This is a genomic window from Mycobacterium sp. H4Y (assembly GCF_000364405.1).
Classification (GTDB): Bacteria; Actinomycetota; Actinomycetes; order Mycobacteriales; family Mycobacteriaceae; genus Mycobacterium; species Mycobacterium intracellulare.
The window spans coordinates 596147-621371 of record NZ_AKIG01000001.1; the positions used below are offsets into that span (position 1 = coordinate 596147).

Here is a 25225-nt window from a genome sequence, read left to right on the forward strand (position 1 = left end):
GTAAAGGCCCGTCTCGAGCGCTCAAGTAGAGGATCCAAAAGGGATAACGTGACGTCCGACCAAGGCTTCGACCGAAGCAATGACAGCGGCAATCGCCTGGCGCCGCGCCCCGTCTCGCGTCCGCCGGTCGACCCCGCATCGCGTCGGGAGTTCAGTCGTCCCGACGGGTTGCGCGGGTCGTTCGTGGCCGAGCGCGTCCGCCCGCAGAAGTACCGGGACCAGGCCGAATTCCGGCCGAGCGATCGTCCGGCCGACCCCGTCCTCGAGGAGGCGTTCCACCGGCCGGAGGGTAGCCCCGATTCGCTGCAACGCCACCCCGTGGACGTGGGCGCGCTGGCCGCCGAGAAAAACGGCGGGGAGCCCGACGAGTTGGACGACCCCTGGCGCGACCCGGGGGCCGCGGCGGCCCTGGGAACGCCGGCGGTCGCGCCATCGACGTCGCGCTCCGCCCTGGGCTACGGCGGCAAACTGGGCGTGCGCGACGTGCTGTTCGGCGGCCGGGTGTCCTACCTCGCGCTGCTCGTGTTGGCGCTCATCGCGTTGGTCATCGGCCTCGTCGGCGGGGTGGTGGGCCGCAAGACGGCCGAGGTCGCCGAGGCGTTCACCACCTCCAAGGTGACCCTGTCGACCAACGGCAACGGGGAAGGCCCGGCCGGGCGCTTCGCCAAGGTGGCATCCGCGACCGCGAACTCCGTGGTGACCATCGAGTCCAAGAGTGACCAGGAGGGCATGCAGGGCTCCGGCGTCGTCATCGACGGGCGCGGCTACATCGTCACCAACAACCACGTCATCTCCGAGGCGGCGAACAACCCCAGCCAGTTCAAGACCACCGTGGTGTTCAACGACGGCAAGGAAGTACCGGCCAACCTCGTCGGGCGCGACCCCAAGACCGACCTGGCGGTGATCAAGGTCGACAACGTCGACAACCTGAGCGTGGCGCGCCTGGGCGATTCCGACAAGGTGCGGGTGGGTGACGAGGTCCTCGCCGCGGGTGCGCCGCTGGGGCTGCGCAGCACCGTGACGCACGGCATCATCAGCGCGCTGCACCGGCCGGTTCCGCTGTCCGGGGAGGGCTCGGACACCGACACGGTGATCGACGCCCTGCAGACCGACGCGTCGATCAACCACGGCAACTCGGGTGGCCCGCTGATCGACATGGATTCCCAGGTGATCGGCATCGACACCGCGGGTAAGTCGTTGTCGGACAGCGCAAGTGGGCTCGGCTTCGCGATCCCGATCAACGAGGCCAAGGAAGTCGCCCAGACCTTGATCCGGGACGGAAAGATCGTGCACCCGACGCTGGGCGTCAGCACCCGCTCGGTGAGCAACGCGATCGCGTCCGGCGCCCAGGTCGCCAACGTGAAGGCGGGAAGCCCGGCGCAGAAGGGCGGCGTCCTGGAAAACGACGTCGTCGTCAAGGTGGGTAACCGCAAGGTGGCCGACGCCGACGAGTTCGTGGTCGCGGTGCGGCAGCTGACCATCGGACAGGATTCCCCGATCGAGGTGGTCCGCGATGGCCGCCACGTCACCCTGACGGTGAAACCGGACCCGGATAGCGGCTAAATGTTCGCCAACGTCGGCTGGGGAGAGATGCTCGTCCTCGTCGTGGTCGGGTTGGTGGTCCTCGGCCCCGAACGGCTCCCGGGCGCCATCCGGTGGTCGGCCAACGCGCTGCGTCAGGCGCGCGATTACCTCAGCGGTGTGACCAGTCAGCTGCGCGAGGACCTCGGGCCCGAGTTCGACGACCTGCGCGGCCCGCTCAGCGAATTGCAGAAGCTGCGCGGCATGACCCCCCGCGCCGCGCTCACCAAGCACCTGTTGGACGGCGACGACTCGTTTCTGACCGGAAACTTCGACAAGCCGGTGAACGGCGCCCCGCCGGAGACGCCGCCTCCCGCGCCTGCCGCGCCGGCGAACGGCCAGACGCTTGGGGCGGAGCAGCAGACGGGCGACCGCACGCCGTTCGACACCGACGCGACCTGAACCGGTTTCAGCGGCCTTTGGGATCGAGCCCGAGCGATACGCCGGCCAGTCCGCGCCGACGTGAGGACAGACTGTCGGCCACCCCGCGCAGCGCCTTGCCCACCGGCGAATCGGGCGCGCTGAGCACCAGCGGAACGCCGGAATCGCCCGCGGCCACCAGCTCGGGATCCAGCGGGATCTGGCCCAGCAGTGGCACGTCGGCGCCGACCGCGCGCGACAACCGCTCGGCCACCTGCTCGCCGCCGCCCTCACCGAACACCTTCAGCGTGGAGCCGTCCGGCAGCGTGAGCCCGGACATGTTCTCCACGACGCCGGCGAGGCGTTGGCGCGTCTGCAGCGCGATGCTGCCGGCCCGCTCGGCGACCTCGGCCGCCGCCAGCTGCGGCGTCGTCACCACCAGGATCTCGGCGTTGGGGATCAGCTGGGCCACCGAGATGGCGATGTCGCCGGTCCCCGGCGGCAGATCGAGCAGCAGCACGTCCAGGTCGCCCCAATAGACGTCGGCCAGGAACTGCTGTAGCGCGCGGTGCAGCATCGGTCCGCGCCACACCACCGGAGTGTTGCCCTCGGTGAACTGAGCGATCGAGATGACCCGCACCTCGTGCGCGATGGGCGGCAGGATCATCGACTCGACCTGGGTGGGCCGGTCGGTGGTGCCCATCATCCGGGGGATGGAATGGCCGTGGATGTCGGCGTCCAGCAGCCCGACGGACAGGCCGCGGGCCGCCATCGCCGCGGCCAGGTTGACCGTGACGGTGGACTTGCCGACCCCGCCCTTCCCGGACGCCACCGCATAGACCCGCGTCAGCGAATTCGGTTGTGCGAACGGGATAATCGGCTCGCGGGCGTCACCGCGCAGCTGCTTGCGCAGCTCGGTGCGCTGTTCGTCGCTCATCACGTCCAGGGTGACCTTCACCGCGCCGGTGCCCGGGACGTCGGAGACCGCCTGGCTGACCCGGTCGCTGATCTCGTTCTTCTTCGGACAGCTGGCGGTGGTCAGATAGATCGCGACGTGAACCGAGCCGTCGGGTTCGGTGTCGATGCTTTTGACCATCCCGAGATCGGTGATGGGGCGCCGCAGTTCGGGGTCGATCACCTTCCCCAGTGCGGTGCGAATCGCCGCGCTCAGGTCGGCTGCGTCAGAAGAGTCGTGGCTGGACATCACCGCCGAGTGTAGGCGTGCGCGACGGAGCGGTTGGGCGGCGACCCGCTCAGGATCGTTTGGCGGCGACCCGCTGCGCCCGGCTTCGCCGCGCTTGCGATCGCCGCGGGGTCAGTTGGCCGGGCCCGGCGTGGGCTTAAGCGGCGCTGACGCGTTCGGCGCCGCCGGGGGAGCGGCCGGCTTGGGCGACGGTGCGGCTTGCGGCGCAACCGGGGGTGCCGGCGGCGCGATCGGTGCCGGGGGCGTGACGACATCCGGGGGCGGCGGAGCGAACGGCGGCGGCGGCGCGAAGGGCGCAGGCGGCGCGAACGGTGGCGGGGGCCCCGCGGGCGCCGCGCTTTGGGTGCCGATGCAGATCACGGTGCACCCGGGAAGTTGGGTCGGCGCCTGCTGAGGCGTGGGAGACATCCAGGGGAACATCGGCGGCGGACTGACCATCGCCGGGCTGCTCAGGTCGATCAGCGGCACGCGCGCCAGCGGGTCGTCCATCGGCAGGCCGTTGATGTTCATCGGCAGGTTGGGTCCGAGCCCCTCGGGATGCTCGAGGTGCGCGTCGCCCAGCGGCGGCGGCGGTCCGGTCATCGGCGGCAGGTCGACCGGGACGACGCCCGTGGCGTAGGCCGCCGCCCAGCCCAGCACGTTCTGCGCGTAGGGCATCGAGTTGTTGTAGCGCAGAATCGCGGCCAGCACCTGCGACTGATCACGCAGGTTCAGCCCGCCGCTGCACAAGTACCGGGCGGCCGCGAGCGTCGAGTCGAACAGGTTCTGCGGGTCGGCCACGCCGTCGCCCTTGCCGTCGGAGGCGTAGCGCGCCCAGGTCCCCGGCAAGAACTGCATCGGTCCCATCGCGCGGGCGTAGGTGACGCGATTGCCGGCGCTGCTCTGGATGATGACCTCGTTGCCGGGCAGCGTGCCGTCCAGCGACGGGCCGTAGATCGGGTTGATCGCGGTCCCGCGTGCATCCACCGCACCGCCGCCCGCGTGGCCCGATTCGATGCGCCCGATGCCGGCCAGCAAATTCCAGCTGACGCCGCAACCCGGGGCGGCGACGGCCATCTTCTGCTCCGCATTGCGGTAGGCGGCCAATGCGATGCTCGGAATGCCCAGTGCGCCACGCGCATTGACGATCATCGCCGGCGGCGGCGCGGACAGCGCGGGCTCGGCGACGTGAAAGGCGGTGGGGCTGCGGTCGATTGGGACGACGGCGGGCCCGGAGAGGTCCGGGAAGGAGGGCGAGACCGCGGCCACCGGAGTGACGGCGGCGTGGACCGGCGGCATGTGCGCCGGAAGTTCAGGAGCCGCCCCGCTGACGGCGCCCGCGAAGACCAATGGAGTAATCATGGCGACGCCGAATATCGGCTTGCGCGTGTTCCGAAGTGCTCGCTGCCGCACAGTCGCGGCGGCCGGGCTCGCACCCCGGCTTCCCCCTATGCGCACTCGACCGTCCTAGTGTGAGCTGGGCGTACTTTCTGTTAGCTCGGTGAACCAGATCACCATACATAACTCTTGTGACACGAGTGGCGCAATGGTTGAAGAGGTTCTCACCTGGATTTCTTAGCCGCGCGCTCCAAGTTGTCGCCCTGCCGCGGAGGCCCCGAGTCCGGGGTCCCGGGCTGCAGATTGGCCAGCCTTTCGCGCAGGTCATCCAGCTCGTGGCGCAGGTATTCACGCGTCACCACCTCGCCGACGGCCAGGCGTAACGCGGCCAGTTCGCGGGCCAGGTACTCGGTGTCGGCCTTGGTCTGGGCGGCGCGACGGCGGTCCTCTTCGAGCGTGACGCGGTCGCGGTTCTCCTGCCGGTTCTGCGCCAGCAGGATCAGCGGGGCCGCGTAGGCGGCCTGGGTTGAGAACGCCAGGTTCAGCAGGATGAACGGGTAGGGGTCCCAGCGCACCGTCACCGCGAACAGGTTCAATGCGATCCACACGAACACCACGACCGTCTGCAGCAAAAGGTAGCGGCCGGTGCCGAAGAACCGCGCGATGGACTCGGTGAATTGCCCGACGGTCTCGGGGTCCAGCCGCGGCGAGTATCTGCGCGATGTCCGCGGGGTGTACAGCCCTCGCGGAGCCGTGGATTTGCTCACGAGGATCCTCCCAGTCCTTCGAACCGGCCGGCGGTGTCGAGTTCCTGCATGTCCACGCGCCAGTCGTGCGGCAGCAGGTGATCGAGCAGGTCGTCCACCGTGACCGCGCCCAACAGGTGGTTCTGGTCGTCGACGACGGGACCGCACACCAGGTTGTACGCGGCGAGGTAGCGGGTCACGGCGACCAGCGGAGTCTCCGGTGTCAGCGTGAGCAACTCGCTGTCGACGATCCCGCCGACCAGCTCGGCCGGCGCCTCGCGCAGCAGCCGCTGCAAGTGCACGCAGCCCAGATAGCGGCCCGTCGGCGTCGCCGTTGGCGGCCGCGCGACAAAAACCATCGACGACAGGGCGGTGCTCAGGTCCGGATCGCGGACCCGTGCCAGCGCCTCCGCGACCGACGTGTCGGGGGTGAGCACCACCGGATTGGAGGTCATCAGGCCGCCCGCGGTGTCCGGCGAATGCGTCAGCAGCCGGCGCACGGGGGCGGACTCGTCGGGGTCCATCCGGGTCAGCAGCATCTCGGCGTCGGTGGGGTTCAGCATGCCGAGCAGGTCGGCGGCGTCGTCGGGATCCATCTCCTCGAGCACGTCGGCCGATCGCTCGGTGCCCAGCTGCGAGAGCACCTCGGCCTGATCCTGCTCCGGCAGCTCCTGCAGGATGTCGGCCAGCCGGTCGTCGTTGAGCGCCCTGAGCACCTCGTAGCGGCGCTTGGCCGGCAGCCCGCGGATCGCGTCGGCCACATCGACCGGCTTGCGCCCTTCGAACTGGCCCAGCAGCTGCGCCACGCCCTGCCCCGGCAAGGCCAGGGCCGACGGGGTCAAACCCTGCACGCTCTGCCAGTCCACGACGTGCACGGGACCGCGCCGTCCGAGCCGCCGGTGGGTGCGCACGGCGACCCGGCTCACCATCCAGTCGCGCGTCCGGTTCTGTTCGATGCCCAGGTCGGTGACCACCACGTCGAGGCCGGCCAGCTCCGGCAGTTCGGGGTCGTTGACCTTGACCTGAGTGTCCAGCACCTGGCCGATCGCCAGCACCTCCCCGGGTCGCTGCACGAAGTGGCGTAGGGACACGTTGCCGGTGCTCAGCGTCACGGCGTTGGGCTCGATGGACGCGACCCGCAGGATCGGGATGAAGATGCTGCGCCGGGTCGCGAGGTCGACGACCAGTCCCAGGACCCGCGGCTGCTGGCGGACGATGCTGATGCTGATCACCACGTCGCGGATCCGACCGACGGATTCCCCGAGCGGACCCAACACCAACATTCGCGCGAGCCGCGCGATGTACACCCTGTTGACCGATCCCATGGAAGTAGAGCCTAGGCAGCCGCCGGCCCGATGGCAGACCGGCCGGGGGCGGTCAGGCCGTTAATGCGTGCGCAGTGTGAAGAGCACGACCACCAAAATCACCACCAGCGTGGCGATCCCGATGACGATGCCGGCGACCGCCAGGCCGAAGCCCTCCTGCCGGGTCCGCTTGATCTGATCCAGGGCGATCGCGCCCAGCACTATGGCGACGATTGAGCCCAGCCCGCACAACAGGCCGGTGAACGACGCGATGAGCGAGGCGATCGCCAGCGCGTTGGTGCCGGGCACAGCGGCTTGAGTGGGATAGCCGCCCTGGTAGTCCGGCGGCGGGTAATAGCCCGGATATCCGTGCGCCCCGTAGGGGGGCGGGCCGCCGTACGGCGGCGGCGCCATCGGGTAGGGCGGTCCGAAGTAGCCGGGCGGTTGTTCGTACCCAGGGGGCGGGGGGACGGGCGGGGGATACGACGGCGGGTACCCGGGCGGGTGGTCGGTGGGACCCGGCGGCGGGTACGCCGGGGGCGCCGACTCGGCGGCGGGGGACTCCCAGGGGGCGGGCTCGGAGGCTTCGCCGCCGGTGGGGGGCGAGTCGGTGTTGTCGTCGTGGCCGCCCTCGCCGAAGCCGCCGCCGGGAGCTGTCATGGTGTTCAACCTAACCCATCCGCCGCCGGTGGCCGTGGGTGCGAAACGTCAGCGCGCCACGGGCGCCCGGGACGGTTCCCGCCACCCCGTGCGCCGTGTTTTCGCAGGTGGCGGAAGGCCGGTGGTTAGGCTGGGGAGGGCCTGAGATGAAACCATCCCCAAGGCGGAGGACAATGAACGGCGATGACTAATCCTTACCAGCCTGGGCAGGTTCCCGGGGCGACACCAGGAAACGCGACGGGGCGTGGACGAGGCGCGCCCGGACTGCCGACACCGCCCAGGGGCTGGCCGGTCGGCTCCTATCCCACCTACGCCGAGGCGCAGCGCGCCGTCGACTATCTGTCCGAGCAGCAGTTCCCGGTCCAGCAGGTGACGATCGTCGGGGTCGACCTGATGCAGGTGGAGCGGGTCACCGGCCGGTTGACGTGGCCCAAGGTGCTCGGCGGAGGCGTGCTGAGCGGGGCGTGGCTGGGCCTGTTCATCGGCTTGGTGCTGGGTTTCTTCAGTCCCAATCCGTGGGGTGCGCTGATCACGGGCCTGGTCGCGGGTGTCTTCTTTGGGCTGATCACTTCGGCCGTTCCGTACTCAATGGCCCGTGGCACAAGGGATTTCAGCTCGACCATGCAGTTGGTGGCCGGGCGTTACGACGTGCTGTGTGACCCGCAAAACGCAGAGAAGGCGCGGGACCTGTTGGCGCGCTTGGCGATTTGAGGCGCCCGCGAGAGGTGTGAGCGGTGGTGAGTCGTCGTGGGCGCGTACGCCGGGCAGGCGCGATCGCGCTGGCGACGCTCACCATCGCCGCGACGGTACCCGCGTGCGCTTCGGGAACCCACGGGCTGGTAATCAGCTTCTACACCACGGCCGCCGACGGCGCGACGTTCACCGCGGTCGCTCAGGATTGCACGAAGCAGTTCGATGGCCGCTTCGCCATTCAACAGATCAGTCTGCCCAGAGCCCCCGGCGAGCAGCGTTTGCAGCTGGCGCGGCGGCTGACCGGTCGCGACCGCACGCTGGACGTGATGTCGCTCGATGTGGTGTGGACGGCCGAGTTCGCCGAGGCGGGCTGGGCGCTACCGCTGTCCGACGATCCCGCGGGGCGCGCCGAACCCGACGCGACGGCCGACGTCCTGCCGGGCCCGCTGTCGACGGCGCGCTGGGAAGGCAAGTTGTTCGCGGCCCCCGTCACGACGAACACCCAATTGCTTTGGTATCGGCCCGATTTGGTGCGTCAGCCGCCGAGAACCTGGGATGGGATGGTGCGCGAGGCCACCAGATTGCACGCCGCGGGGCAGCCCAGCTGGATCGCCGTGCAGGCCAATGAGGGCGAAGGCCTGGTGGTCTGGTTCAACACGCTGCTGGCCAGTGGGGGCGGCCAGGTCCTCTCGGAGGACGGCCGCCGCGTCACGTTGACCGACACGCCGGCGCACCGGGCCGCCACCGTCGATGCGCTGCGGACCCTCAAATCCGTGGCGACCGCGCCCGGGGCCGATCCGTCGATCACCCGCACCGACGAGGGCACCGCGCGGTTGGCGGTCGAACAGGGCCGGGCCGCACTCGCGGTCAACTGGCCGTATGCGCTGGCATCCATGCTGGAGAACGCGGTGAAAGGCGGTGTGCCCGTTCTGCCGCTCAACCAGGATCCGCGGCTGGCCGGGAGCATCAACGACGTCGGGACGTTCGTGCCCAGCGACGAGCAATTCCGCATCGCCTATCAGGCCAGCCAGAAGGTCTTCGGCTTCGCGCCGTATCCCGGTGTGGCGCCGGGTCATCCGGCCAAGGTGACCATCGGCGGGGCGAACCTGGCGGTGGCCAGCACCACCCGCCACCGCGCCGAGGCGTTCGAGGCCATCCGCTGTCTGCGCAGCCTGCAACATCAGAAGTACGTGTCGATCGCAGGCGGCCTACCCCCGGTGCGCACGTCGCTGTATTCCGATCCGCAGTTCCAGGCCAAGTATCCGATGTACACGATCATCCGGCGGCAACTCACCGACGCCGCGGTGCGTCCGGCCACGCCGGTCTACCAGGCGGTGGCCATCCGATTGGCCGCGACGCTGAGCCCGATCACCGAGATCGACCCGGAGCGAACCGCCGACGAACTCAGCGCCGAGGTGCAGAAGGCGATCGACGGGAAGGGGCTGTTGCCGTGACGGCCACCGCCCCCGCAACGCGCGCCCGGCCGTCTTCCGTCGCACCGCGTTTGCGGACCCGAAACCGGCTCTCCGAACAGCGCTTGGCCTTGTTGCTCGTCGCCCCGGCGGCGCTTCTGATGCTGACGGTGACGGCCTATCCGATCGGTTACGCCGTGTGGTTGAGCCTGCAGCGCAACAACCTTGCCGTCCCCGACGACACCGCGTTCATCGGGCTGGGCAATTACGTGACGATCCTGACCGATCGGTATTGGTGGACCGCGCTGGCGGTCACGCTGGGCATCACCGTCGTGTCGGTGACCGTCGAATTCGTCCTGGGCCTGACACTGGCGCTGGTGATGCACCGCACCCTCGTCGGAAAAGGCTTGGTGCGCACCGCGATCCTGATCCCGTACGGCATCGTCACCGTGGTCGCGTCGTACAGCTGGTACTACGCCTGGACGCCCGGGACGGGCTACCTGGCCAACCTGCTGCCGCATGGCAGCGCACCGCTGACTTCGCAGATCCCGTCGCTGGCGATCGTCGTGGTCGCCGAGGTCTGGAAGACGACGCCGTTCATGTCGCTGCTGCTGTTGGCCGGGCTGGCACTGGTGCCAGAGGAGCTGCTGAAGGCCGCCCAGGTCGACGGCGCCGGCCCCTGGCGCCGGCTGACCGGCGTCATCCTGCCGATCATCAAGCCGGCCGTGGTGGTCGCCCTGCTGTTCCGAACCCTGGACGCGTTCCGCATTTTCGACAACATCTACGTCTTGACCAACGGCGCCAACAACACCGATTCGGTGTCGATCCTGGGCTACGACAACCTGTTCAAGGGGTTCAACGTCGGGCTCGGCTCGGCGATCAGCGTGCTGATCTTCGTGTGCGTGGGCCTCATCGCCCTACTGTTCATCAAGGTCTTCGGGGCGGCGGCGCCCGGTGGTGACGTCGATGGCCGCTGACCGGCAGGACGCGCGGCGCACCACGATCTGGGCCGTCATCGACACGGTGGTCGTGGTGTACGCGCTGCTGCCGGTGTTGTGGATCTTCAGCCTCTCGCTGAAGCCGACGTCAACGGTCAAGGACGGCAAGCTGATTCCGTCGTCGGTATCCCTGGACAACTATCGCGGCATCTTTCGCGGCGACATCTTCAGCTCGGCGCTGATCAACTCCGTCGGGATCGGGTTGATCACCACCGCGATCGCGGTGACGCTCGGGGCGATGGCCGGCTACGCGATCGCGCGCCTGAATTTTCCGGGCAAGCGGGCGCTGGTCGGCGCCACGCTGCTGATCACGATGTTTCCCGCGATCTCGTTGGTCACACCGCTGTTCAACATCGAACGCTTCGTCGGCCTGTTCGACACCTGGCCGGGCCTGATCCTGCCCTACATCACGTTCGCGCTGCCGCTCGCGATCTACACGTTGTCGGCGTTTTTCCGCGAGATCCCCTGGGATTTGGAGAAGGCGGCGAAAATGGACGGCGCTTCCCCGGCGCAGGCGTTCCGCAAGGTGATCGTCCCCCTGGCGGCGCCGGGCGTGGTGACCGCCGCGATCCTGGTGTTCATCTTCGCCTGGAACGATCTGCTGCTGGCGCTGACCCTGACCGCTACCAAGGCGGCGATCACCGCGCCGGTGGCGATCGTGAACTTCAGTGGCAGTTCACAGTTCGAGGAGCCGACCGGATCGATCGCGGCCGGCGCCGTGGTGATCACCGTTCCCATCATCGCTTTTGTTCTAATCTTCCAACGACGAATCGTCGCCGGGTTGACCTCCGGCGCCGTGAAGGGATGACGCGATGGCCGAGATTGTGCTGGACCATGTCAGCAAGAGTTATCCCGACGGCGCCGTGGCGGTGCACGACCTGAACATCACCATCGCCGACGGCGAATTTCTGATCCTGGTCGGCCCGTCGGGCTGCGGTAAGACCACGACGCTGAACATGATTGCCGGGCTTGAAGATATCTCCTCGGGTGAGCTGCGCATCGGCGGCGAACGGGTGAACGAGAAGGCGCCCAAAGACCGCGACATCGCGATGGTGTTCCAGTCCTATGCGCTGTACCCGCACATGACGGTGCGGCAGAACATCGCGTTCCCGTTGACGCTGGCGAAGATGCCGAAGCCCGAGATCGCGCAAAAGGTCGCCGAGACCGCCAAAACCCTTGACCTGACCGACTTTCTGGACCGCAAGCCCTCCCAGCTGTCCGGGGGACAGCGGCAGCGGGTGGCGATGGGCCGCGCGATCGTGCGCCATCCCAAGGCGTTTCTGATGGACGAGCCCCTGTCCAACCTGGATGCCAAACTGCGCGTCCAGATGCGTGGCGAGATCGCCAGGCTGCAAAAGCGGCTGGGCACGACGACCGTTTACGTCACCCACGATCAGACCGAGGCCATGACGCTGGGCGACCGGGTGGTGGTGATGCATTCGGGCGTCGCACAGCAAATCGGCACCCCCGATGAGCTTTACGAGCACCCGGCCAACCTGTTCGTCGCGGGCTTCATCGGCTCGCCGGCGATGAATTTCTTCCCGGCCACGTTGACGCCGATCGGGCTGACGCTGCCCTTCGGGGAGGTGATGCTGACACCGGACGTCCAAGAGGTGATCGCCCAGCACCCCACGCCGGGCAACGTCATCGTGGGCGTGCGGCCCGAGCATCTGTCCGACGCCGCGTTGATCGACGGTTACCAGCGCATCAGGGCGTTGACCTTCGAGGTGAAGGTCGACCTGGTCGAATCGCTGGGCGCCGACAAGTACGTGTACTTCTCCACCGCGGCATGGGCCGCGCACTCGGCGCAACTGGACGATCTGGCCGCCGAGGGAGACGCGCACGAAAACCAGTTCGTGGCACGGGTTCCCGCCGAATCCAAGGCGGTCATCGGGCAGTCGATCGAGTTGGCGTTCGACACGACACGGCTCGTGGTCTTCGACGCCGACTCCGGGGCCAACCTGACCATCGCGCCGTCGGACGCGCGGTGACGCAGCCGTTGGACCAGGTCCGTGCGCATGTACGCGCCCACTTCGGCGACCTCGAACCCGATTCGGCGAGCGTGACATTCCTCGGCACCGAAACCATCGACGTGCTGCGATTCCGCGAGACAAGCGGGCTGGTGCACTACGTCTCCCTGGGCTGCTCGCGCCACCCCATGACCGAACCGACCCTCGATATCGCCGACCCGGTGCGCGGGCCGCGGGCCGAAATCGTCCTGCAGTTGCGCGATCCCGGCCCGATCACCGGCATCGCCCGCAGCATCGCGATACTGGCGGCAACTCCCGCCGTCGAGGGCGCCGTGCTGAGTGCCGATGCGCTGATCGACCTCGGCTCGCCGCTGTGGGCGTCGCCGTCGCGGAAGGTGCCGTTCACCGCGGTGTTGCTGGGCCGCAGCGAGATCGCGGATCTGCCGCTGGAACCGCCCCGCGACCCGGTGCGCTTCCTGTTGGCGACCCCCATCACCGCGACCGAGGCGGCGTGGGTGCGGTTGAAAGGCGCCGAGGCGATGCGGCAAGCGTGGGATAACGACGGCGTCGATGTGCTGAACACGAATCGCCCCGCCGCACAACCCAACTGATTCTTGCCGAGCAGACGCAAAAGCACCCGACACGCCGAATAATTGGGTGTTTTTGTGTCTGCTCGCGAGGGTTTGCGTGGGCTCAGCCCGCCATGCGGGGCGTCGTCAGATGACTGTTGATCCGCGCAATCAGGCCGACCGGATCTCGTCGGATGTCGTCAACTGTCATCGGAATACATGTCCAGCCGCACTCCTGTAGTCGCGCCGTTTTCAGTCGGTCGTGCAATAGGGCGTCGCGACCTACGTGCCATTCCACGCTGTCGTATTCGACGACGACCATGGCGTCTGGCCAGGCAAAGTCGGCGCGCCATAGTTTGCCGTGGCGGTCCAGGATGTTGTATTGCAGCTCTGGCGCGGGCAGTCCGCTGTCGATGAAAAGGAGCCGCGCTTCACTTTCCATGGGCGATTCGGCGCGGCCGTCGGCGTAGTCGACTAACTTGCGAACCTTCACGATCCCACGACGGCCCCGCTGCTTGCGGCATGCCGCGGTCAATTCCACTGCGGTGCAAGCGCCTGTGTGCAGGGCGGCATCAAGCGTCGCCAAAGCGCGCGACGGCCGTAGCGCTCGCGCTATTTCGATTGCCGTCCATGCGGGTGCCGTCGCAAGGCGACCGTTGACGTGTCGCAGCGGCGCACCGATTCGCTGATGCACCATGACCCCCGGCGACGGACGCATCCTGACGCCCGGATCGAGGACATGGAGCCGATAGGTGCTTTCGGTGTCGAAGCCGTACAGCCCGGCGGCGGTACCCAGACAGGCCACGACCGGCTGCCCAACCGCCAGGTCAAGCGCGGACAGCATGCCAGCTGTATCGGGCTCATGGCCGGAATAGACGCCGTGACATACCCGAATAAGCTTGCCGGACTTGATAAGTCCGGCCAAGCGTGTGCGAGACACCACAGTCAAAAGCTGGGCGGTCGTCGCCAGCCCGCCACCGTCGAAGAGCACGCGTTCGATGTCCACAGCTGTAAACATGCGGCAAAGCGCGCCATCCAAGTAGTCAGGCGCCCACGAGATGTAGACAGCTCTGCGACTGTGGATACGACCACCAGACGCAAAAGCACCCAACACGCCCAAGAACTAGGTGCTTTTGTGTCTGCTCGGCGAACCGTCAGAGCCAGTTGCGGTTGCGGAACTGGAAATACAGGACCAGGCAGACGACGACCATCACCGCCATCACCCCCGGGTAGCCCCACGTCCAAGTCAGCTCGGGCATGAAACGGAAGTTCATCCCGTAGATGGCGGCGACCATGGTGGGCACCGCCAGGATGCCGGCCCAGGCCGCCATCTTGCGCATGTCGTTGTTCTGCTGCATCCCGACGCGAGCCAACGCGGCCTGGATCAACGAGTTGAGGGTGTCGTCGTAGCTGGCGATCTGGTCGGCGGCCTCGGAGTGGTGGTCGGCGACGTCGCGCAGATAGCGCCGCAACTCCTTGGAGATCACGTCCTTGTTCTCCACCTGGATCCGGTGGAACGCGGCCGACAGCGGGTTGACGCACCGGCGGAGCTCGACGACCTCGCGTTTGAGCAGATAGATCGGCTCGACGTCGATCTTGCTGCCCGGCGCGAAGGCCAAACCCTCGATGCTGTCGATGTCGGACAACATCAAACTGCTCACCTCGAGGTAGTGGTCCACCACGTGGTCGGCGATCGCGTGCATCACCGCGAAGGGGCCCAGCCGCATCTGCTCGGGGTCGCCGTCCATCCGCTTGCGCACCTCGGACAGTCCGCCGTGTTCACCGTGGCGGACCGTGACCACGAAGTCGCGGCCGACGAAGACCATGATCTCGCCCGTCTCGACGATCTCACGGGCCAGCACAACCGATTCGTGCCGGACGTAATTGACGGTCTTGAGGACGAGGAACAGGGTGTCGTCGTACCGCTCCACCTTGGGCCGCTGATGGGCGCACACCGCGTCTTCCACGGCCAGCGGGTGCAGGCCGAAGACGTCGGCCACCTCCTGCATCTGGGCCTGGCTGGGTTCGCGCAGGCCCACCCAGACGAACCCTTCGTGCCCCTGCGCTTCGATCTCGCGCACCTTGTCCAGGGAGGCGGCGTAACCGATCTTGCCGGGCAGCCGGTGGCCGTCGGCGTAGACGGCGCAGTCGACGAGCGTCTCCTTGGCCGGTCGCGCGCCCGGCTGCGGTTCGGGTTCCTGCGCGAGGGGCCGAAGCGCTTCGGGCAGTGCGTCGAATCCTTGGAACACATCCACCTCCCTCGCAGCGCAGGTCCCGACCAGGCGGTGCTCCATGCTACGCGTCCCGGCTGTTCAAAGCCTGACGATCAGCCCTGGTAGCGGACCGGAGAATGCGATCGAAAAAGGGTGCGCTAGTTTCGAGCCGAAACCTCAAATCCGCACGACCTTCTCCACAAGGAGTACATCGACGTGAGCGCAAGTCCTCTCAAGGTCGCCGTCACCGGCGCCGCCGGCCAGATCGGCTACAGCCTCTTGTTCCGCCTGGCCAGTGGCTCGCTGCTGGGCCCCGACCGCCCGATCGAGCTGCGTCTCCTGGAGATCGAGCCCGCGCTCAAGGCGCTCGAGGGCGTCGTGATGGAGCTCGACGACTGCGCCTTCCCGCTGCTGTCCGGCGTCGAGATCGGCGCGGACGCGAACAAGATCTTCGACGGCGTCAACCTGGCCCTGCTGGTCGGGGCGCGGCCGCGCGGCCCGGGCATGGAGCGCAGCGACCTGCTGGAGGCCAACGGCGCGATCTTCACCGCCCAGGGCAAGGCGCTCAACGAGGTTGCCGCCGACGACGTCCGCATCGGCGTGACCGGCAACCCGGCGAACACCAACGCGCTGATCGCGCTGAGCAACGCCCCCGACATCCCCAAGGAGCGGTTCTCGGCGCTGACCCGGCTGGACCACAACCGGGCTATCTCGCAGCTGGCCCGAAAGACCGGCGCCAAGGTCACCGACATCAAGAAGATGACGATCTGGGGCAACCACTCCGCGACCCAGTACCCCGACATCTTCCACGCCGAGATCGGCGGCAAGAATGCCGCCGAGGTGGTCAACGACCAGGCCTGGATCGAGAACGACTTCATCCCGACCGTCGCCAAGCGCGGCGCGGCCATCATCGACGCCCGCGGCGCGTCCTCGGCCGCGTCGGCCGCCTCGGCCACCGTCGACGCCGCCCGCTCCTGGCTGCTCGGCAGCCCGGAGGGCGACTGGGTGTCGATGGCCGTCTACTCCGACGGCTCCTACGGCGTGCCCGAAGGCATCGTGTCGTCGTTCCCGGTGACCACCAAGGACGGCAACTGGTCGATCGTGCAGGGCCTGGAGATCGACGAGTTCTCCCAGGGGCGCATCGACAAGACCACCGCCGAGCTGGTGGAGGAGCGCACCGCGGTCACCGAGCTCAAGCTGATCTAACGCCGGAGTATGACCCAGATCACCAATTAGGCCTACTAATGGGTAGGCCTTACCCTGAACCCCGTGTCCGAATTGCTTGAATCGATACAGACGCAGGCCGAGCATGGTGCGATCACCGATGCCGAGATCTTCGAGGCACACGTAGGCGGCAAGCTTTCGGTGAGCCTGACGTCCCCGCTGGACACCCAGCGCGCGCTGTCGATCGCCTACACCCCCGGCGTGGCGCAGGTCAGCCGCGCGATCGCCGCCGACCACGCTCAGGCGGCCCGCTACACCTGGGCGAACCGGCTGGTGGCCGTCGTCAGCGACGGCAGCGCGGTGCTCGGCCTGGGCGACATCGGGCCCGCGGCGTCGCTGCCGGTCATGGAGGGCAAGTGCGCCCTGTTTCAGGCGTACGGCGGGCTGAACGCCATCCCGATCGTGCTCGACACCAAGGATCCCGACGAGATCGTCGAAACCCTGGTGCGCCTGCGCCCGACGTTCGGCGCCGTCAACCTCGAGGACATCTCCGCGCCGCGCTGCTTCGAGATCGAACGCCGGGCCATCGAGGCCCTGGACTGCCCGGTGATGCACGACGACCAGCACGGCACGGCCATCGTGGTGCTGGCCGCGCTCATGGGCGCCAGCAAGCTGCTCGGCCGGGACATGAACTCGCTGAAGGTGGTGGTGTCCGGGGCCGGGGCCGCCGGTGTCGCGTGCACCAATCTCCTTATGGTGATGGGTGTTTCGGACATCACCGTCCTCGACTCGCGCGGAATCCTGCACACCGCTCGGGACGACATGAACGACGTCAAGGCGGCCCTGGCGCGGCGCACCAATCCCGACGGCCTGACCGGCAGCGCGGCGGAAGCCCTCCGCGGCGCGGACGTGTTCCTCGGCCTGTCGGGCGGCGTGGTCCCCGAAGAGATGATCGCCACGATGGCACCCAACGGAATCGTGTTCGCACTGTCCAACCCCGATCCGGAGATCCACCCCCAGATCGCGGCCAAGTACGCCTCGGTGGTGGCCACCGGCCGCAGCGACTTCCCGAACCAGATCAACAACGTGCTGGCATTCCCAGGGGTGTTCCGCGGCGCGCTAGAGGCGGGTGCCCGCCGGATCACCGAGAAGATGATGGTCGCCGCGGCCGAGGCGATCTTCTCCGTCGTCAGCGACGACCTTGCCCCCGACCGGATCGTCCCCAGCCCGCTGGACCTGCGCGTCGGGGAGGCGGTTGCCGCGGCCGTGGCGATCGCCGCCGACATTTCCGTCTCCGGGGGGTGAAAATCGGCAGGCTGGCGGCACCGCTGCTCGCCGCCATACTCGCCGTTTCCGGTTGCGCGACCGACACCGGCGGCGATCCTCGCGCCCGCGCGGAGGTCGTGGTCGGGTCCCGGTCTGATGCCGAATCGGCGCTGCTGGCCGGCATCTACGTGGCCGCCTTGCGGTCCTACGGATTCGGCGCGCGGTTCCAGCCGACCACCGACCCGAAGGCCGAATTGGATTCGGGCGCAATCACCGTCGTTCCCGCCTTCACCGGCCGGGTGTTGCAACGCCTGCAGCCAAGCGCCACAGCGATGTCCGACAAAGACGTCTACCGAGCGATGATCGCCGCCCTACCCGAGGGCATCGTGGCGGGCGACTACACGACGGCCGCCGAGGACAAACCCGTGCTGTTGGTGAGCCGGGCCACCGCCAAGTCATGGGGCGGCAGCGACGTCAGCGCGGACTTGAGCACGCTGCCGCGGCACTGCGCCGATCTCGTCCTCGGGACCGTCGCCGGCCACCGGGCGCCGTCGGCCATCGGCCCCTGCCGCCTTCCGGATCCGCGTGAATTCCCGGATGGCACAACGATGTTCGCGGCGGTCGCGTCCGGACGGCTGACCGCGGCATGGACGACCACCGCCGACCCGGGTGTCCCCGCCGACCTGGTCGCGCTGGCCGACACCAAGCCCACGCTGATCCGGGCCGAAAACGTGGTGCCGCTGTATCGGCGCAACGCGCTCAGCGAACGGCAAGTGTTGGCGATCAACGAAGTGGCCGGCGTGCTCGACACCGCGGCCCTGGTCGACATGCGCCGGCAAGTGCGTGCCGGCGCCGACCCGCAGGCGGTGGCGGCCGGCTGGTTAGCCGAGCACCCGCTGGGCCGCTGAACAAATCAGCGCTTGGGCAGCAGCCGGTGCACGACCTGCTGAAGCCGGCTCATCACCGGCCCGCCCAGCAGCAGCTCCGGCCGCGAACCCGTCAGCCGCACGACCAGGTCCATCGCCTTGACGTCCGGCCCAACCAGCACCCGGGCCTTGTTCTTGCGCACCCCTTCGAGGATGAGCTGAGCCGCACGCTGCGGGGTGGTCTTGGCCTGCTGTTCCTCGAACAGGTTGGCCAACTCGGCGTGGTCGAGCCCCTCGACGCCGGTGGCGTTGCGGGCGAACGCGGTTTTGATGCCGCCCGGATGCACTGTCGTCACCCGCACCGGGTGACCGGCGCGCGCCATCTCCTGGTGCAGCGCCTCGGTGAAGCCGCGGACGGCGAACTTGGCCGAGACGTACGCCGCCTGGCCGGGCGCGGAAAACAGGCCGAGCGCGCTCGAGATGTTGATGACGTGTCCGTCCCCGGAGGCGATCAGGTGCGGAAGGAACGCCTTGGTGCCGTTGACGACGCCCCAGTAGTCGACGTCGATGACGCGCTCGATGTCCTTGAACCGGCTGTCCTCGATGGATCCGATGAACGTGATGCCGGCGTTGTTGTAGACCTGGTTGACCGCGCCGAAGTGCTCGTTGACCGCGTCGGCGTAAGCGAGGAAGGCGCTGCGCTCGGTCACGTCGAGCTGGTCGGATTTGACCGGTGCGCCGATCGCCGCCAGTTGCTCTGCGGCCTGCGCCAGCCCTGCGGTGTCCACGTCGCTGATCGCGACCTTGGCGCCGGCGCGACCGAGCTCGACCGCCAGCGCCTGGCCGATGCCCGAGCCCGCGCCCGTGACCACGGCGACCTTGCCGGCGAACCCATCCATGCAACACTCCCTCGACCAGGCTTGACCGCGTTGAGGCTAATCGTTACCAGTGATGGTGGCTAGCGCAGGGCGAAACGGTGAACGCGCGCGCCCGTCACACTGAGAGATCGATCACTGCTTGGGCAGCAGCCGGCCCATGACGGGGCCGAACAGCTGCTGATACCCCGAACCCGTCAGGCGCACCAAGATGTCCAACACCTTGGCGTCCGCGCCGACGAGCACCCGCGCCTTCTTCTTGCGCACCGCGTCGAGGATGATCTGGGCCGCGCGCTGCGGGGTGGTCTTGGCCAGCCGCTTGTCGAATAACTTGGCCAGCTCGGCCTGATCGAGGCCCTCGGCGGTGGTGGCGTTGCGGGCGATCGCGGTCTTGATGCCGCCCGGGTGCACCGTGGTCACCGCGACCGGGTGGCCGGCGGCCACCATCTCCTGGCGCAGCGCCTCGGTGAAGCCGCGGACGGCGAACTTCGCCGAGTTGTAGGCCGCCTGCCCCGGCACCGAGAAGAGCCCGAACACGCTGGAGACGTTGATGACGTGCCCGTCGCCGGACGCGATCAGGTGCGGGAGGAACGCCTTGGTGCCGTTGACCACGCCCCAGAAGTCGACGTCCATCACGCGTTCGATGTCCTTGAACTGGCTGACTTCGACGTCGCCGGTGAAGGCGATCCCGGCGTTGTTGTAGATCTGGTTGACCGTGCCGAAGTGCTCTTTGACCGCGTCGGCGTAGGCCAGGAACGCTTCGCGTTCGGTCACGTCGAGGCGATCCGCCTTGACCTGGGCGCCGATCGCCTTCAGCTGCTCCTCGGTCTGGGCCAGCCCTTCGAGGTCGACGTCGCTGATGGCCAGCTTGGCCCCCGAGCGCCCCAACTCGACGGCCAGCGCCTGCCCGATACCCGAACCCGCGCCCGTCACCACCGCGACCTTGCCGGCGAATCCTTGCATGAGCACCCTTCCTAGTCGGCCCGTTTGCGTCGAGGCTAGCCGGTACCGGCGGTCCCACTTTCTTCGGGTGTGAACGGCGAATCAGCCGAAGGCCGTGTCGATGATCTCCTGCTGCTCGACGGCGTGCACCTTCGACGAGCCCGACGACGGGGCCGACATCGCCCGGCGGGAAATCCGCTTGAGCCCGGTCAGCTTGTCGGGCAGCAGCTCGGGCAATTCCAGGCCGAAGCGCGGCCACGCGCCCTGGTTGGCCGGCTCTTCCTGAACCCAGAAGTACTCCTGGACGCTCGGGTAGCGGTCCAGCGTTTCGCCCAGCCGGCGTTTCGGCAGCGGGGCGAGCTGCTCGATCCGCACGATCGCCACGTCGTCCCGGTTGTCCTTGGCCTTGCGGGCCACCAACTCGTAGTAGAGCTTGCCGCTGGTCAGCAGGACCCTGCTGACCTTGCCGCGATCGCCGATGCCGTCCTCGTAGGTCGGCTCTTCGAGCACCGAGCGGAACTTGATCTCGGTGAAGTCCTTGACGTCGCTGACCACCGCCTTGTTGCGCAGCATCGACTTGGGCGTGAACACGATCAGCGGGCGCTGCACCCCGTCGAGGGCGTGCCGGCGCAACAAGTGGAAATAGTTGGACGGCGTGGAGGGCATCGCGATCGTCATCGAACCCTCTGCCCACAGCTGCAGGAAGCGCTCGATGCGGCCGGAGGTGTGGTCGGGGCCCTGGCCTTCGTGGCCGTGCGGCAGCAGCAGCACCACGTTGGACAGCTGGCCCCACTTGGCCTCGCCGGAGCTGATGAACTCGTCGATGATCGACTGCGCGCCGTTGACGAAGTCCCCGAATTGGGCTTCCCACAGGACGAGCGCGTCCGGGTTGCCCACGGTGTAGCCGTACTCGAAGCCGACGGCCGCGTATTCCGACAGCGGGGAGTCGTAGACCAGGAACTTGCCGCCGGTGGGGGTGCCGTCGGGGTTGGTCGCCAGCAGCTGCAGCGGCGTGAACTCCTCGCCGGTGTTGCGGTCGATGATCACCGAGTGGCGCTGCGAGAAGGTGCCGCGCCGGGTGTCTTGCCCCGATAGGCGCACCAGCTTGCCCTCGGCCACCAGCGAGCCGAGCGCCAGCAGTTCGGCGAAGGCCCAGTCGATCTTGCCCTCGTAGGCCATCTCCCGGCGCTTCTCCAGGACCGGCTGCACCCGCGGGTGCGCCGTGAAGCCCTCGGGTAGCGCCAGGAACGCGTCACCGATGCGGGCCAGCAACGCCTTGTCCACCGCGGTGGACAGGCCCGCGGGCAGCATCTGGTCGGCCTCCACCGATTCGCTGGGCAGCGCGCCGTGCTTCTCCAGCTCGCGGACCTCGTTGAACACCCGCTCGAGCTGGCCCTGGTAGTCGCGCAGGGCGTCCTCGGCTTCCTTCATCGAGATGTCGCCGCGGCCGATCAGGGCCTCGGTGTAGCTCTTCCGGACCCCGCGCTTGATGTCGACGACGTCGTACATGGCGGGGTTGGTCATCGACGGGTCATCGCCTTCGTTGTGCCCGCGCTTGCGGTAGCACAGCATGTCGATGACGACGTCCTTCTTGAACTCCTGCCGGAAGTCGACTGCCAGCTTGGCCACCCACGCGCACGCCTCCGGGTCGTCGCCGTTGACGTGGAAGATCGGCGCCCCGATCATCTTCGCGACGTCGGTGCAGTACTCGCTGGACCGTGAGTACTCCGGCGCGGTGGTGAAGCCAATCTGGTTGTTGGCGATGATGTGGATGGTGCCGCCGACGCGGTAACCGGGCAGGTGGGTCAGGTTGAGGGTCTCGGCGACCACGCCCTGACCGGCGAACGCCGCGTCGCCGTGCAGCATCATCGGCACCACCGAGAAGGCCTTGTCGTCCCCCTGGTCCTCGGCGCGCCGGTCCAGCAGGTCCTGCTTGGCGCGCACCAGGCCCTCCAGCACCGGGTCGACGGCTTCCAGGTGCGACGGGTTGGCGGTCAGCGACACCTGAATGTCGTTGTCGCCGAACATCTGTAGGTAAACGCCGGTGGCGCCCAGGTGGTATTTGACGTCGCCGGAGCCGTGCGCCTGCGCGGGGTTGAGGTTGCCCTCGAACTCCGAAAAGATCTGCGAGTACGGCTTGCCGACGATGTTGGCCAGCACGTTGAGCCGGCCACGGTGCGGCATCCCGATGACCACCTCGTCGAGCCCGTGCTCGGCGCACTGGTCGATCGCCGCGTCCATCATCGGAATGATGCTTTCCGCCCCCTCGAGTGAAAACCGTTTCTGCCCAACGTATTTGGTCTGCAGGAAGGTCTCGAAGGCCTCGGCCGCGTTCAGTTTGCTCAGGATGAACTTCTGCTCGGCCACCGTCGGTTTGACGTGCTTGGTCTCGACGCGCTGTTGCAGCCACTCCTGCTGCTCGGGATCGAGGATGTGGGTGTACTCCACGCCGATGTGCCGGCAGTAGGCATCGCGCAGCAGGCCCAGCACATCGCGCAGCTTCTTGTACTCGGAACCGGCGAAGCCGTTGACTTTGAACACCCGATCGAGATCCCACAGCGTCAGGCCGTGGTTGAGGATCTCGAGGTCGGGGTGGCTGCGGAACCGGCTGCCGTCCAAGCGCAGTGGGTCGATGTCGGCCATCAGGTGGCCGCGATTGCGGTAGGCCGCAATCAATTCCATAACCCGGGCGGTCTTGTCGACGATCGAGTCCGGGTTGTCGGTGCTCCAGCGCACCGGCAGATACGGGTTGCCCAGCTCGCGGAAGATCTCGTCCCAGAACGCATCCGAGAGCAGCATCTCGTGGATCGTGCGCAAGAAGTCGCCGGATTCCGCGCCCTGGATGATGCGGTGGTCATAGGTCGAGGTCAGCGTGATCAGCTTGCCGATCCCCAGCTCGGCGATGCGTTCCTCGCTGGCGCCCTGGAACTCGGCGGGGTACTCCATGGCGCCGACGCCGATGATGGCGCCCTGGCCGTTCATCAGCCGCGGCACCGAGTGCACGGTGCCGATGGTGCCCGGGTTGGTCAGCGAAATCGTCACGCCGGCAAAGTCTTCGGCGGTCAGCTTGCCGTCGCGGGCCCGCCGCACGATGTCTTCGTAGGCGGTGACGAACTGCGCGAACCGCATGGTCTCGCAGCCCTTGATGCCGGCCACCACCAAGGAACGCTTGCCGTCCTTGCCCTGCAGGTCGATCGCCAGGCCCAGGTTGGTGTGCGCCGGGGTGACGGCGGTGGGTTTGCCGTCGACCTCGGCGTAGTGCCGATTCATGTTCGGGAACTTCTTGATCGCCTGCACCAGCGCGTACCCGAGCAGGTGGGTGAACGAGATCTTGCCGCCGCGCGTGCGCTTGAGTTGGTTGTTGATGACGATCCGGTTGTCGATCAGCAGCTTGGCGGGAACGGCGCGCACGCTGGTCGCCGTCGGCACCTCCAGCGACGCCGACATGTTCTTGACGACGGCCGCCGCGGCGCCGCGCAGCGTCTGCAACTCGTCGCCTTCGGCCGGCGGGGGGGCGGCGGCCTTCGCGGGGCGCGCCGGGACCCCGTTGCCGGCGGCCGTGCTGACGGGGGGCGCCGTGCTGGCGGGGGGCGCGGGCTTGGGGCTTTCGGGGGCCGCCGGGGCCGGCTTGGCGGGGGCCGCGGCCGGCCGGCCATCGCCGCTGGTCGGGGTGGCCGTCGCCGCCTCGCCCGTCGGCTCGGGGTTGTAGTCGACGAGGAACTCGTGCCAGCTCGGATCCACCGACGAGGGGTCATCGCGGAACTTGCGGTACATCTCCTCGACCAGCCATTCGTTTTGACCGAATGGTGAACTTATGTTGCTCACGACCGCAGTTCGCCTCAATCCCTTTGTCCTACAGGGCCACCGCAGCTATCGCGCGGTGCCTGCACCCTCGTCTGCCCGGCGCGCCGAGCACCTCATATCCATGGCGGTACCCATTGCTGCCGCCCTATAAAGGCTAACCTCTCGCCACCAATCCGCCAGGGCGACCGGGGGCCTCGGGGCGGGGGCTAGCCCGACGGCGGCGACCCGCCGCGCCCGGCTGGGACTATGCGGCGACCCGCTGCGCCCGGCTACGCCGCGCTGGCGATCGCCCCGGCCGCGCTTGCGATCGCCGCTAGCCGGCTTCGTGGATCGGGGGCACCAGATGCAGCGCGCGGGGCCAGCGCCCGGGTGGGGGGCCGAACGCCCGGTTGGCGTTGCGGACCATCTTCTTGCCGGCGAGGTAATTGCCGACCGCTCCCACCACGACCCCGATCCCGACCGGCAGCAGTTTGCCGAACAACAGGGCGCCCCTCCGCACCGTGTACTTCCTGACCCACGACTTGAGCAGCCGCGAGTTCAGTCCCGACATCGACGACAGCGGAAGCGCGGCCAGGCTCTCGGAGATCCAGCCGCCGTTGGTGCGCCGCGGACCGATCAACTGCGTGACGGCTTGCTCGCTGTTGTCACCGACGAGCACCGCCAGCACCAGGGCGCGGCGCCGTTCCCGGTGATCGGCCGGAATGTCGTGGACCACCGCGACCGCCAACACGAAGAACGCGGTGGCCTCGAGGAACGTCACCGTTTCCGCCGCCGCCGCGGACAGGGCACTCAACGTGCCGATTCCGGGGACGGTCGCCGCGGCTCCCACCGCAACACCGCCGGCCGTCACCATGGCCACGTAGCGCTTCTGCAGCTTGGCCAGGATCTCGGCCGGGCTGGCATCGGGATCGGCGTTGCGCAGCCGGGTCACATAGGCCTCGGCGGCGGGGCCCTGTATCCGCGAGCTGCGCTCGATGACCTGCGCCAACGCCCGCGCGGACATCTTGGGCCGACCGTTCTTGCCGGTCGGCGCCTCTCCCGCGTTGGCCATGGTGAATAACCGCTTCGGCGACCTGTTCCGTCGGGCCCGCATAGTGTCTCTCCTGCAAATGGGGTTCTTTCAGGCTAACGTGCCCGCGGCAAATCCTGACGCCGTTATCGACGCCCACCGGATCCGTGGCTGCCGGCCCTCTTGCGCCGCCGGGAATAATGCAGGCTGGATGTCTGCGACGGCCGTGCCGCCGGCCGGTCGTCGTGGTGAACGGTTCGCCGCGCGCGCGG

At 68.1% G+C, this 25225-nt stretch carries 22 protein-coding genes; 11 read left to right on the top strand and 11 right to left on the bottom strand.

Annotation, left to right across the window (positions count from 1 at the left end):
- The first annotated feature begins 48 nt into the window (after positions 1 to 48).
- Positions 49 to 1563: a trypsin-like peptidase domain-containing protein gene (locus W7U_RS02795; RefSeq protein WP_008254629.1), complete on the top strand. Its 1515-nt coding sequence runs from the start codon at positions 49 to 51 to the stop codon at positions 1561 to 1563.
- Positions 1564 to 1983, top strand: coding sequence for a Sec-independent protein translocase protein TatB (gene tatB, locus W7U_RS02800; protein WP_008254630.1), 420 nt, complete (start codon positions 1564 to 1566; stop codon positions 1981 to 1983). It abuts the gene before it with no gap.
- Between the two features lie 7 nt (positions 1984 to 1990).
- Here the strand turns inward: tatB and W7U_RS02805 are convergent, their stop codons facing one another.
- From W7U_RS02805 to W7U_RS02825, 5 genes are all read right to left on the bottom strand, one after another.
- Positions 1991 to 3145: an Mrp/NBP35 family ATP-binding protein gene (locus W7U_RS02805; protein WP_008254633.1), complete on the bottom strand. Its 1155-nt coding sequence runs from the start codon at positions 3143 to 3145 to the stop codon at positions 1991 to 1993.
- A 111-nt stretch (positions 3146 to 3256) separates the two neighbouring features.
- Positions 3257 to 4582 carry a lytic murein transglycosylase gene (locus tag W7U_RS02810; RefSeq protein WP_170320556.1) on the bottom strand — a complete coding sequence of 442 codons (1326 nt, stop codon included), beginning with the start codon at positions 4580 to 4582 and terminating at the stop codon, positions 3257 to 3259.
- 104 nt (positions 4583 to 4686) lie between these two features.
- Positions 4687 to 5229 (bottom strand): DUF1003 domain-containing protein, encoded by a 543-nt coding sequence (locus tag W7U_RS02815; protein WP_008254638.1) that lies wholly within the window; start codon positions 5227 to 5229, stop codon positions 4687 to 4689.
- Positions 5226 to 6533, bottom strand: coding sequence for a CBS domain-containing protein (locus W7U_RS02820; protein ID WP_008254643.1), 1308 nt, complete (start codon positions 6531 to 6533; stop codon positions 5226 to 5228). The genes W7U_RS02815 and W7U_RS02820 overlap by 4 nt, the downstream gene beginning before the upstream one ends.
- A gap of 60 nt (positions 6534 to 6593) precedes the next feature.
- Positions 6594 to 7172 (bottom strand): DUF4190 domain-containing protein, encoded by a 579-nt coding sequence (locus W7U_RS02825; RefSeq protein ID WP_008254645.1) that lies wholly within the window; start codon positions 7170 to 7172, stop codon positions 6594 to 6596.
- A gap of 183 nt (positions 7173 to 7355) precedes the next feature.
- Between W7U_RS02825 and W7U_RS02830 the strand changes: the two genes are divergently transcribed.
- The 6 genes from W7U_RS02830 to W7U_RS02855 are packed head-to-tail and all read left to right on the top strand — an operon-like array spanning position 7356 to position 12856.
- Complete coding sequence (locus W7U_RS02830; RefSeq protein WP_008254647.1) at positions 7356 to 7883, top strand: general stress protein; 528 nt, start codon at positions 7356 to 7358, stop codon at positions 7881 to 7883.
- Positions 7884 to 7906: 23 nt separating this feature from the next.
- Complete coding sequence (locus tag W7U_RS02835; RefSeq protein ID WP_008254648.1) at positions 7907 to 9319, top strand: extracellular solute-binding protein; 1413 nt, start codon at positions 7907 to 7909, stop codon at positions 9317 to 9319.
- A gap of 50 nt (positions 9320 to 9369) precedes the next feature.
- The gene (locus W7U_RS02840) at positions 9370 to 10254 is read left to right on the top strand and encodes a sugar ABC transporter permease (RefSeq protein WP_036429161.1); all 885 of its coding nucleotides are present in this window, start codon (positions 9370 to 9372) and stop codon (positions 10252 to 10254) included.
- The gene (locus W7U_RS02845; protein ID WP_008254652.1) at positions 10244 to 11083 is read left to right on the top strand and encodes a carbohydrate ABC transporter permease; all 840 of its coding nucleotides are present in this window, start codon (positions 10244 to 10246) and stop codon (positions 11081 to 11083) included. Before W7U_RS02840 ends, W7U_RS02845 begins: the two co-directional genes overlap by 11 nt.
- A 4-nt stretch (positions 11084 to 11087) precedes the next feature.
- The gene (gene ugpC / locus W7U_RS02850; protein ID WP_008254654.1) at positions 11088 to 12266 is read left to right on the top strand and encodes a sn-glycerol-3-phosphate ABC transporter ATP-binding protein UgpC; all 1179 of its coding nucleotides are present in this window, start codon (positions 11088 to 11090) and stop codon (positions 12264 to 12266) included.
- Positions 12263 to 12856, top strand: coding sequence for a suppressor of fused domain protein (locus tag W7U_RS02855; RefSeq protein ID WP_008254656.1), 594 nt, complete (start codon positions 12263 to 12265; stop codon positions 12854 to 12856). Before ugpC ends, W7U_RS02855 begins: the two co-directional genes overlap by 4 nt.
- A gap of 82 nt (positions 12857 to 12938) precedes the next feature.
- Here W7U_RS02855 and W7U_RS02860 read toward each other — a convergent pair whose 3' ends face one another.
- On the bottom strand, positions 12939 to 13832 hold the full coding sequence (locus W7U_RS02860; RefSeq protein WP_008254658.1) for a type IV toxin-antitoxin system AbiEi family antitoxin domain-containing protein: 894 nt from the start codon (positions 13830 to 13832) through the stop codon (positions 12939 to 12941).
- 136 nt (positions 13833 to 13968) lie between these two features.
- The gene (gene corA, locus W7U_RS02865) at positions 13969 to 15063 is read right to left on the bottom strand and encodes a magnesium/cobalt transporter CorA (protein WP_008254660.1); all 1095 of its coding nucleotides are present in this window, start codon (positions 15061 to 15063) and stop codon (positions 13969 to 13971) included.
- Positions 15064 to 15243: 180 nt separating this feature from the next.
- Here corA and W7U_RS02870 point away from each other — a divergent pair, with 180 nt between their 5' ends.
- The 3 genes from W7U_RS02870 to W7U_RS02880 all read left to right on the top strand — a co-directional run bounded on the left by W7U_RS02870 (position 15244) and on the right by W7U_RS02880 (position 18365).
- Positions 15244 to 16233 (top strand): malate dehydrogenase, encoded by a 990-nt coding sequence (locus W7U_RS02870; RefSeq protein WP_008254662.1) that lies wholly within the window; start codon positions 15244 to 15246, stop codon positions 16231 to 16233.
- A gap of 63 nt (positions 16234 to 16296) precedes the next feature.
- Entirely contained in the window at positions 16297 to 17496 is a 1200-nt protein-coding gene (locus W7U_RS02875; RefSeq protein ID WP_008254665.1) for an NADP-dependent malic enzyme, read from the top strand.
- Positions 17493 to 18365, top strand: a complete 873-nt coding sequence (locus W7U_RS02880) for a glycine betaine ABC transporter substrate-binding protein (RefSeq protein WP_008254666.1) — start codon at positions 17493 to 17495, stop codon at positions 18363 to 18365. Before W7U_RS02875 ends, W7U_RS02880 begins: the two co-directional genes overlap by 4 nt.
- A gap of 5 nt (positions 18366 to 18370) precedes the next feature.
- Here the strand turns inward: W7U_RS02880 and W7U_RS02885 are convergent, their stop codons facing one another.
- From W7U_RS02885 to W7U_RS02900, 4 genes are all read right to left on the bottom strand, one after another.
- Positions 18371 to 19222, bottom strand: a complete 852-nt coding sequence (locus tag W7U_RS02885; protein WP_008254668.1) for an SDR family NAD(P)-dependent oxidoreductase — start codon at positions 19220 to 19222, stop codon at positions 18371 to 18373.
- A gap of 111 nt (positions 19223 to 19333) precedes the next feature.
- Positions 19334 to 20161: an SDR family oxidoreductase gene (locus tag W7U_RS02890; RefSeq protein WP_008254671.1), complete on the bottom strand. Its 828-nt coding sequence runs from the start codon at positions 20159 to 20161 to the stop codon at positions 19334 to 19336.
- A gap of 81 nt (positions 20162 to 20242) precedes the next feature.
- Complete coding sequence (locus W7U_RS02895; RefSeq protein WP_008254673.1) at positions 20243 to 23965, bottom strand: multifunctional oxoglutarate decarboxylase/oxoglutarate dehydrogenase thiamine pyrophosphate-binding subunit/dihydrolipoyllysine-residue succinyltransferase subunit; 3723 nt, start codon at positions 23963 to 23965, stop codon at positions 20243 to 20245.
- A gap of 292 nt (positions 23966 to 24257) precedes the next feature.
- Complete coding sequence (locus tag W7U_RS02900) at positions 24258 to 25037, bottom strand: hypothetical protein (RefSeq protein WP_029385054.1); 780 nt, start codon at positions 25035 to 25037, stop codon at positions 24258 to 24260.
- Between the last annotated feature and the right edge of the window lie 188 nt (positions 25038 to 25225).

Coding starts and splice junctions, on each gene's coding strand:
- tatB (WP_008254630.1), top strand. CDS start 1,564: ATGTTCGCCAACGTCGGCTGGGGAGAGATGCTCGTCCTCGTCGTGGTC.
- W7U_RS02805 (WP_008254633.1), bottom strand. CDS start 3,145: ATGTCCAGCCACGACTCTTCTGACGCAGCCGACCTGAGCGCGGCGATT.
- W7U_RS02820 (WP_008254643.1), bottom strand. CDS start 6,533: ATGGGATCGGTCAACAGGGTGTACATCGCGCGGCTCGCGCGAATGTTG.
- W7U_RS02825 (WP_008254645.1), bottom strand. CDS start 7,172: ATGACAGCTCCCGGCGGCGGCTTCGGCGAGGGCGGCCACGACGACAAC.
- W7U_RS02830 (WP_008254647.1), top strand. CDS start 7,356: ATGACTAATCCTTACCAGCCTGGGCAGGTTCCCGGGGCGACACCAGGA.
- W7U_RS02845 (WP_008254652.1), top strand. CDS start 10,244: ATGGCCGCTGACCGGCAGGACGCGCGGCGCACCACGATCTGGGCCGTC.
- ugpC (WP_008254654.1), top strand. CDS start 11,088: ATGGCCGAGATTGTGCTGGACCATGTCAGCAAGAGTTATCCCGACGGC.
- W7U_RS02860 (WP_008254658.1), bottom strand. CDS start 13,832: ATGTTTACAGCTGTGGACATCGAACGCGTGCTCTTCGACGGTGGCGGG.
- W7U_RS02885 (WP_008254668.1), bottom strand. CDS start 19,222: ATGGATGGGTTCGCCGGCAAGGTCGCCGTGGTCACGGGCGCGGGCTCG.
- W7U_RS02890 (WP_008254671.1), bottom strand. CDS start 20,161: ATGCAAGGATTCGCCGGCAAGGTCGCGGTGGTGACGGGCGCGGGTTCG.
- W7U_RS02900 (WP_029385054.1), bottom strand. CDS start 25,037: ATGCGGGCCCGACGGAACAGGTCGCCGAAGCGGTTATTCACCATGGCC.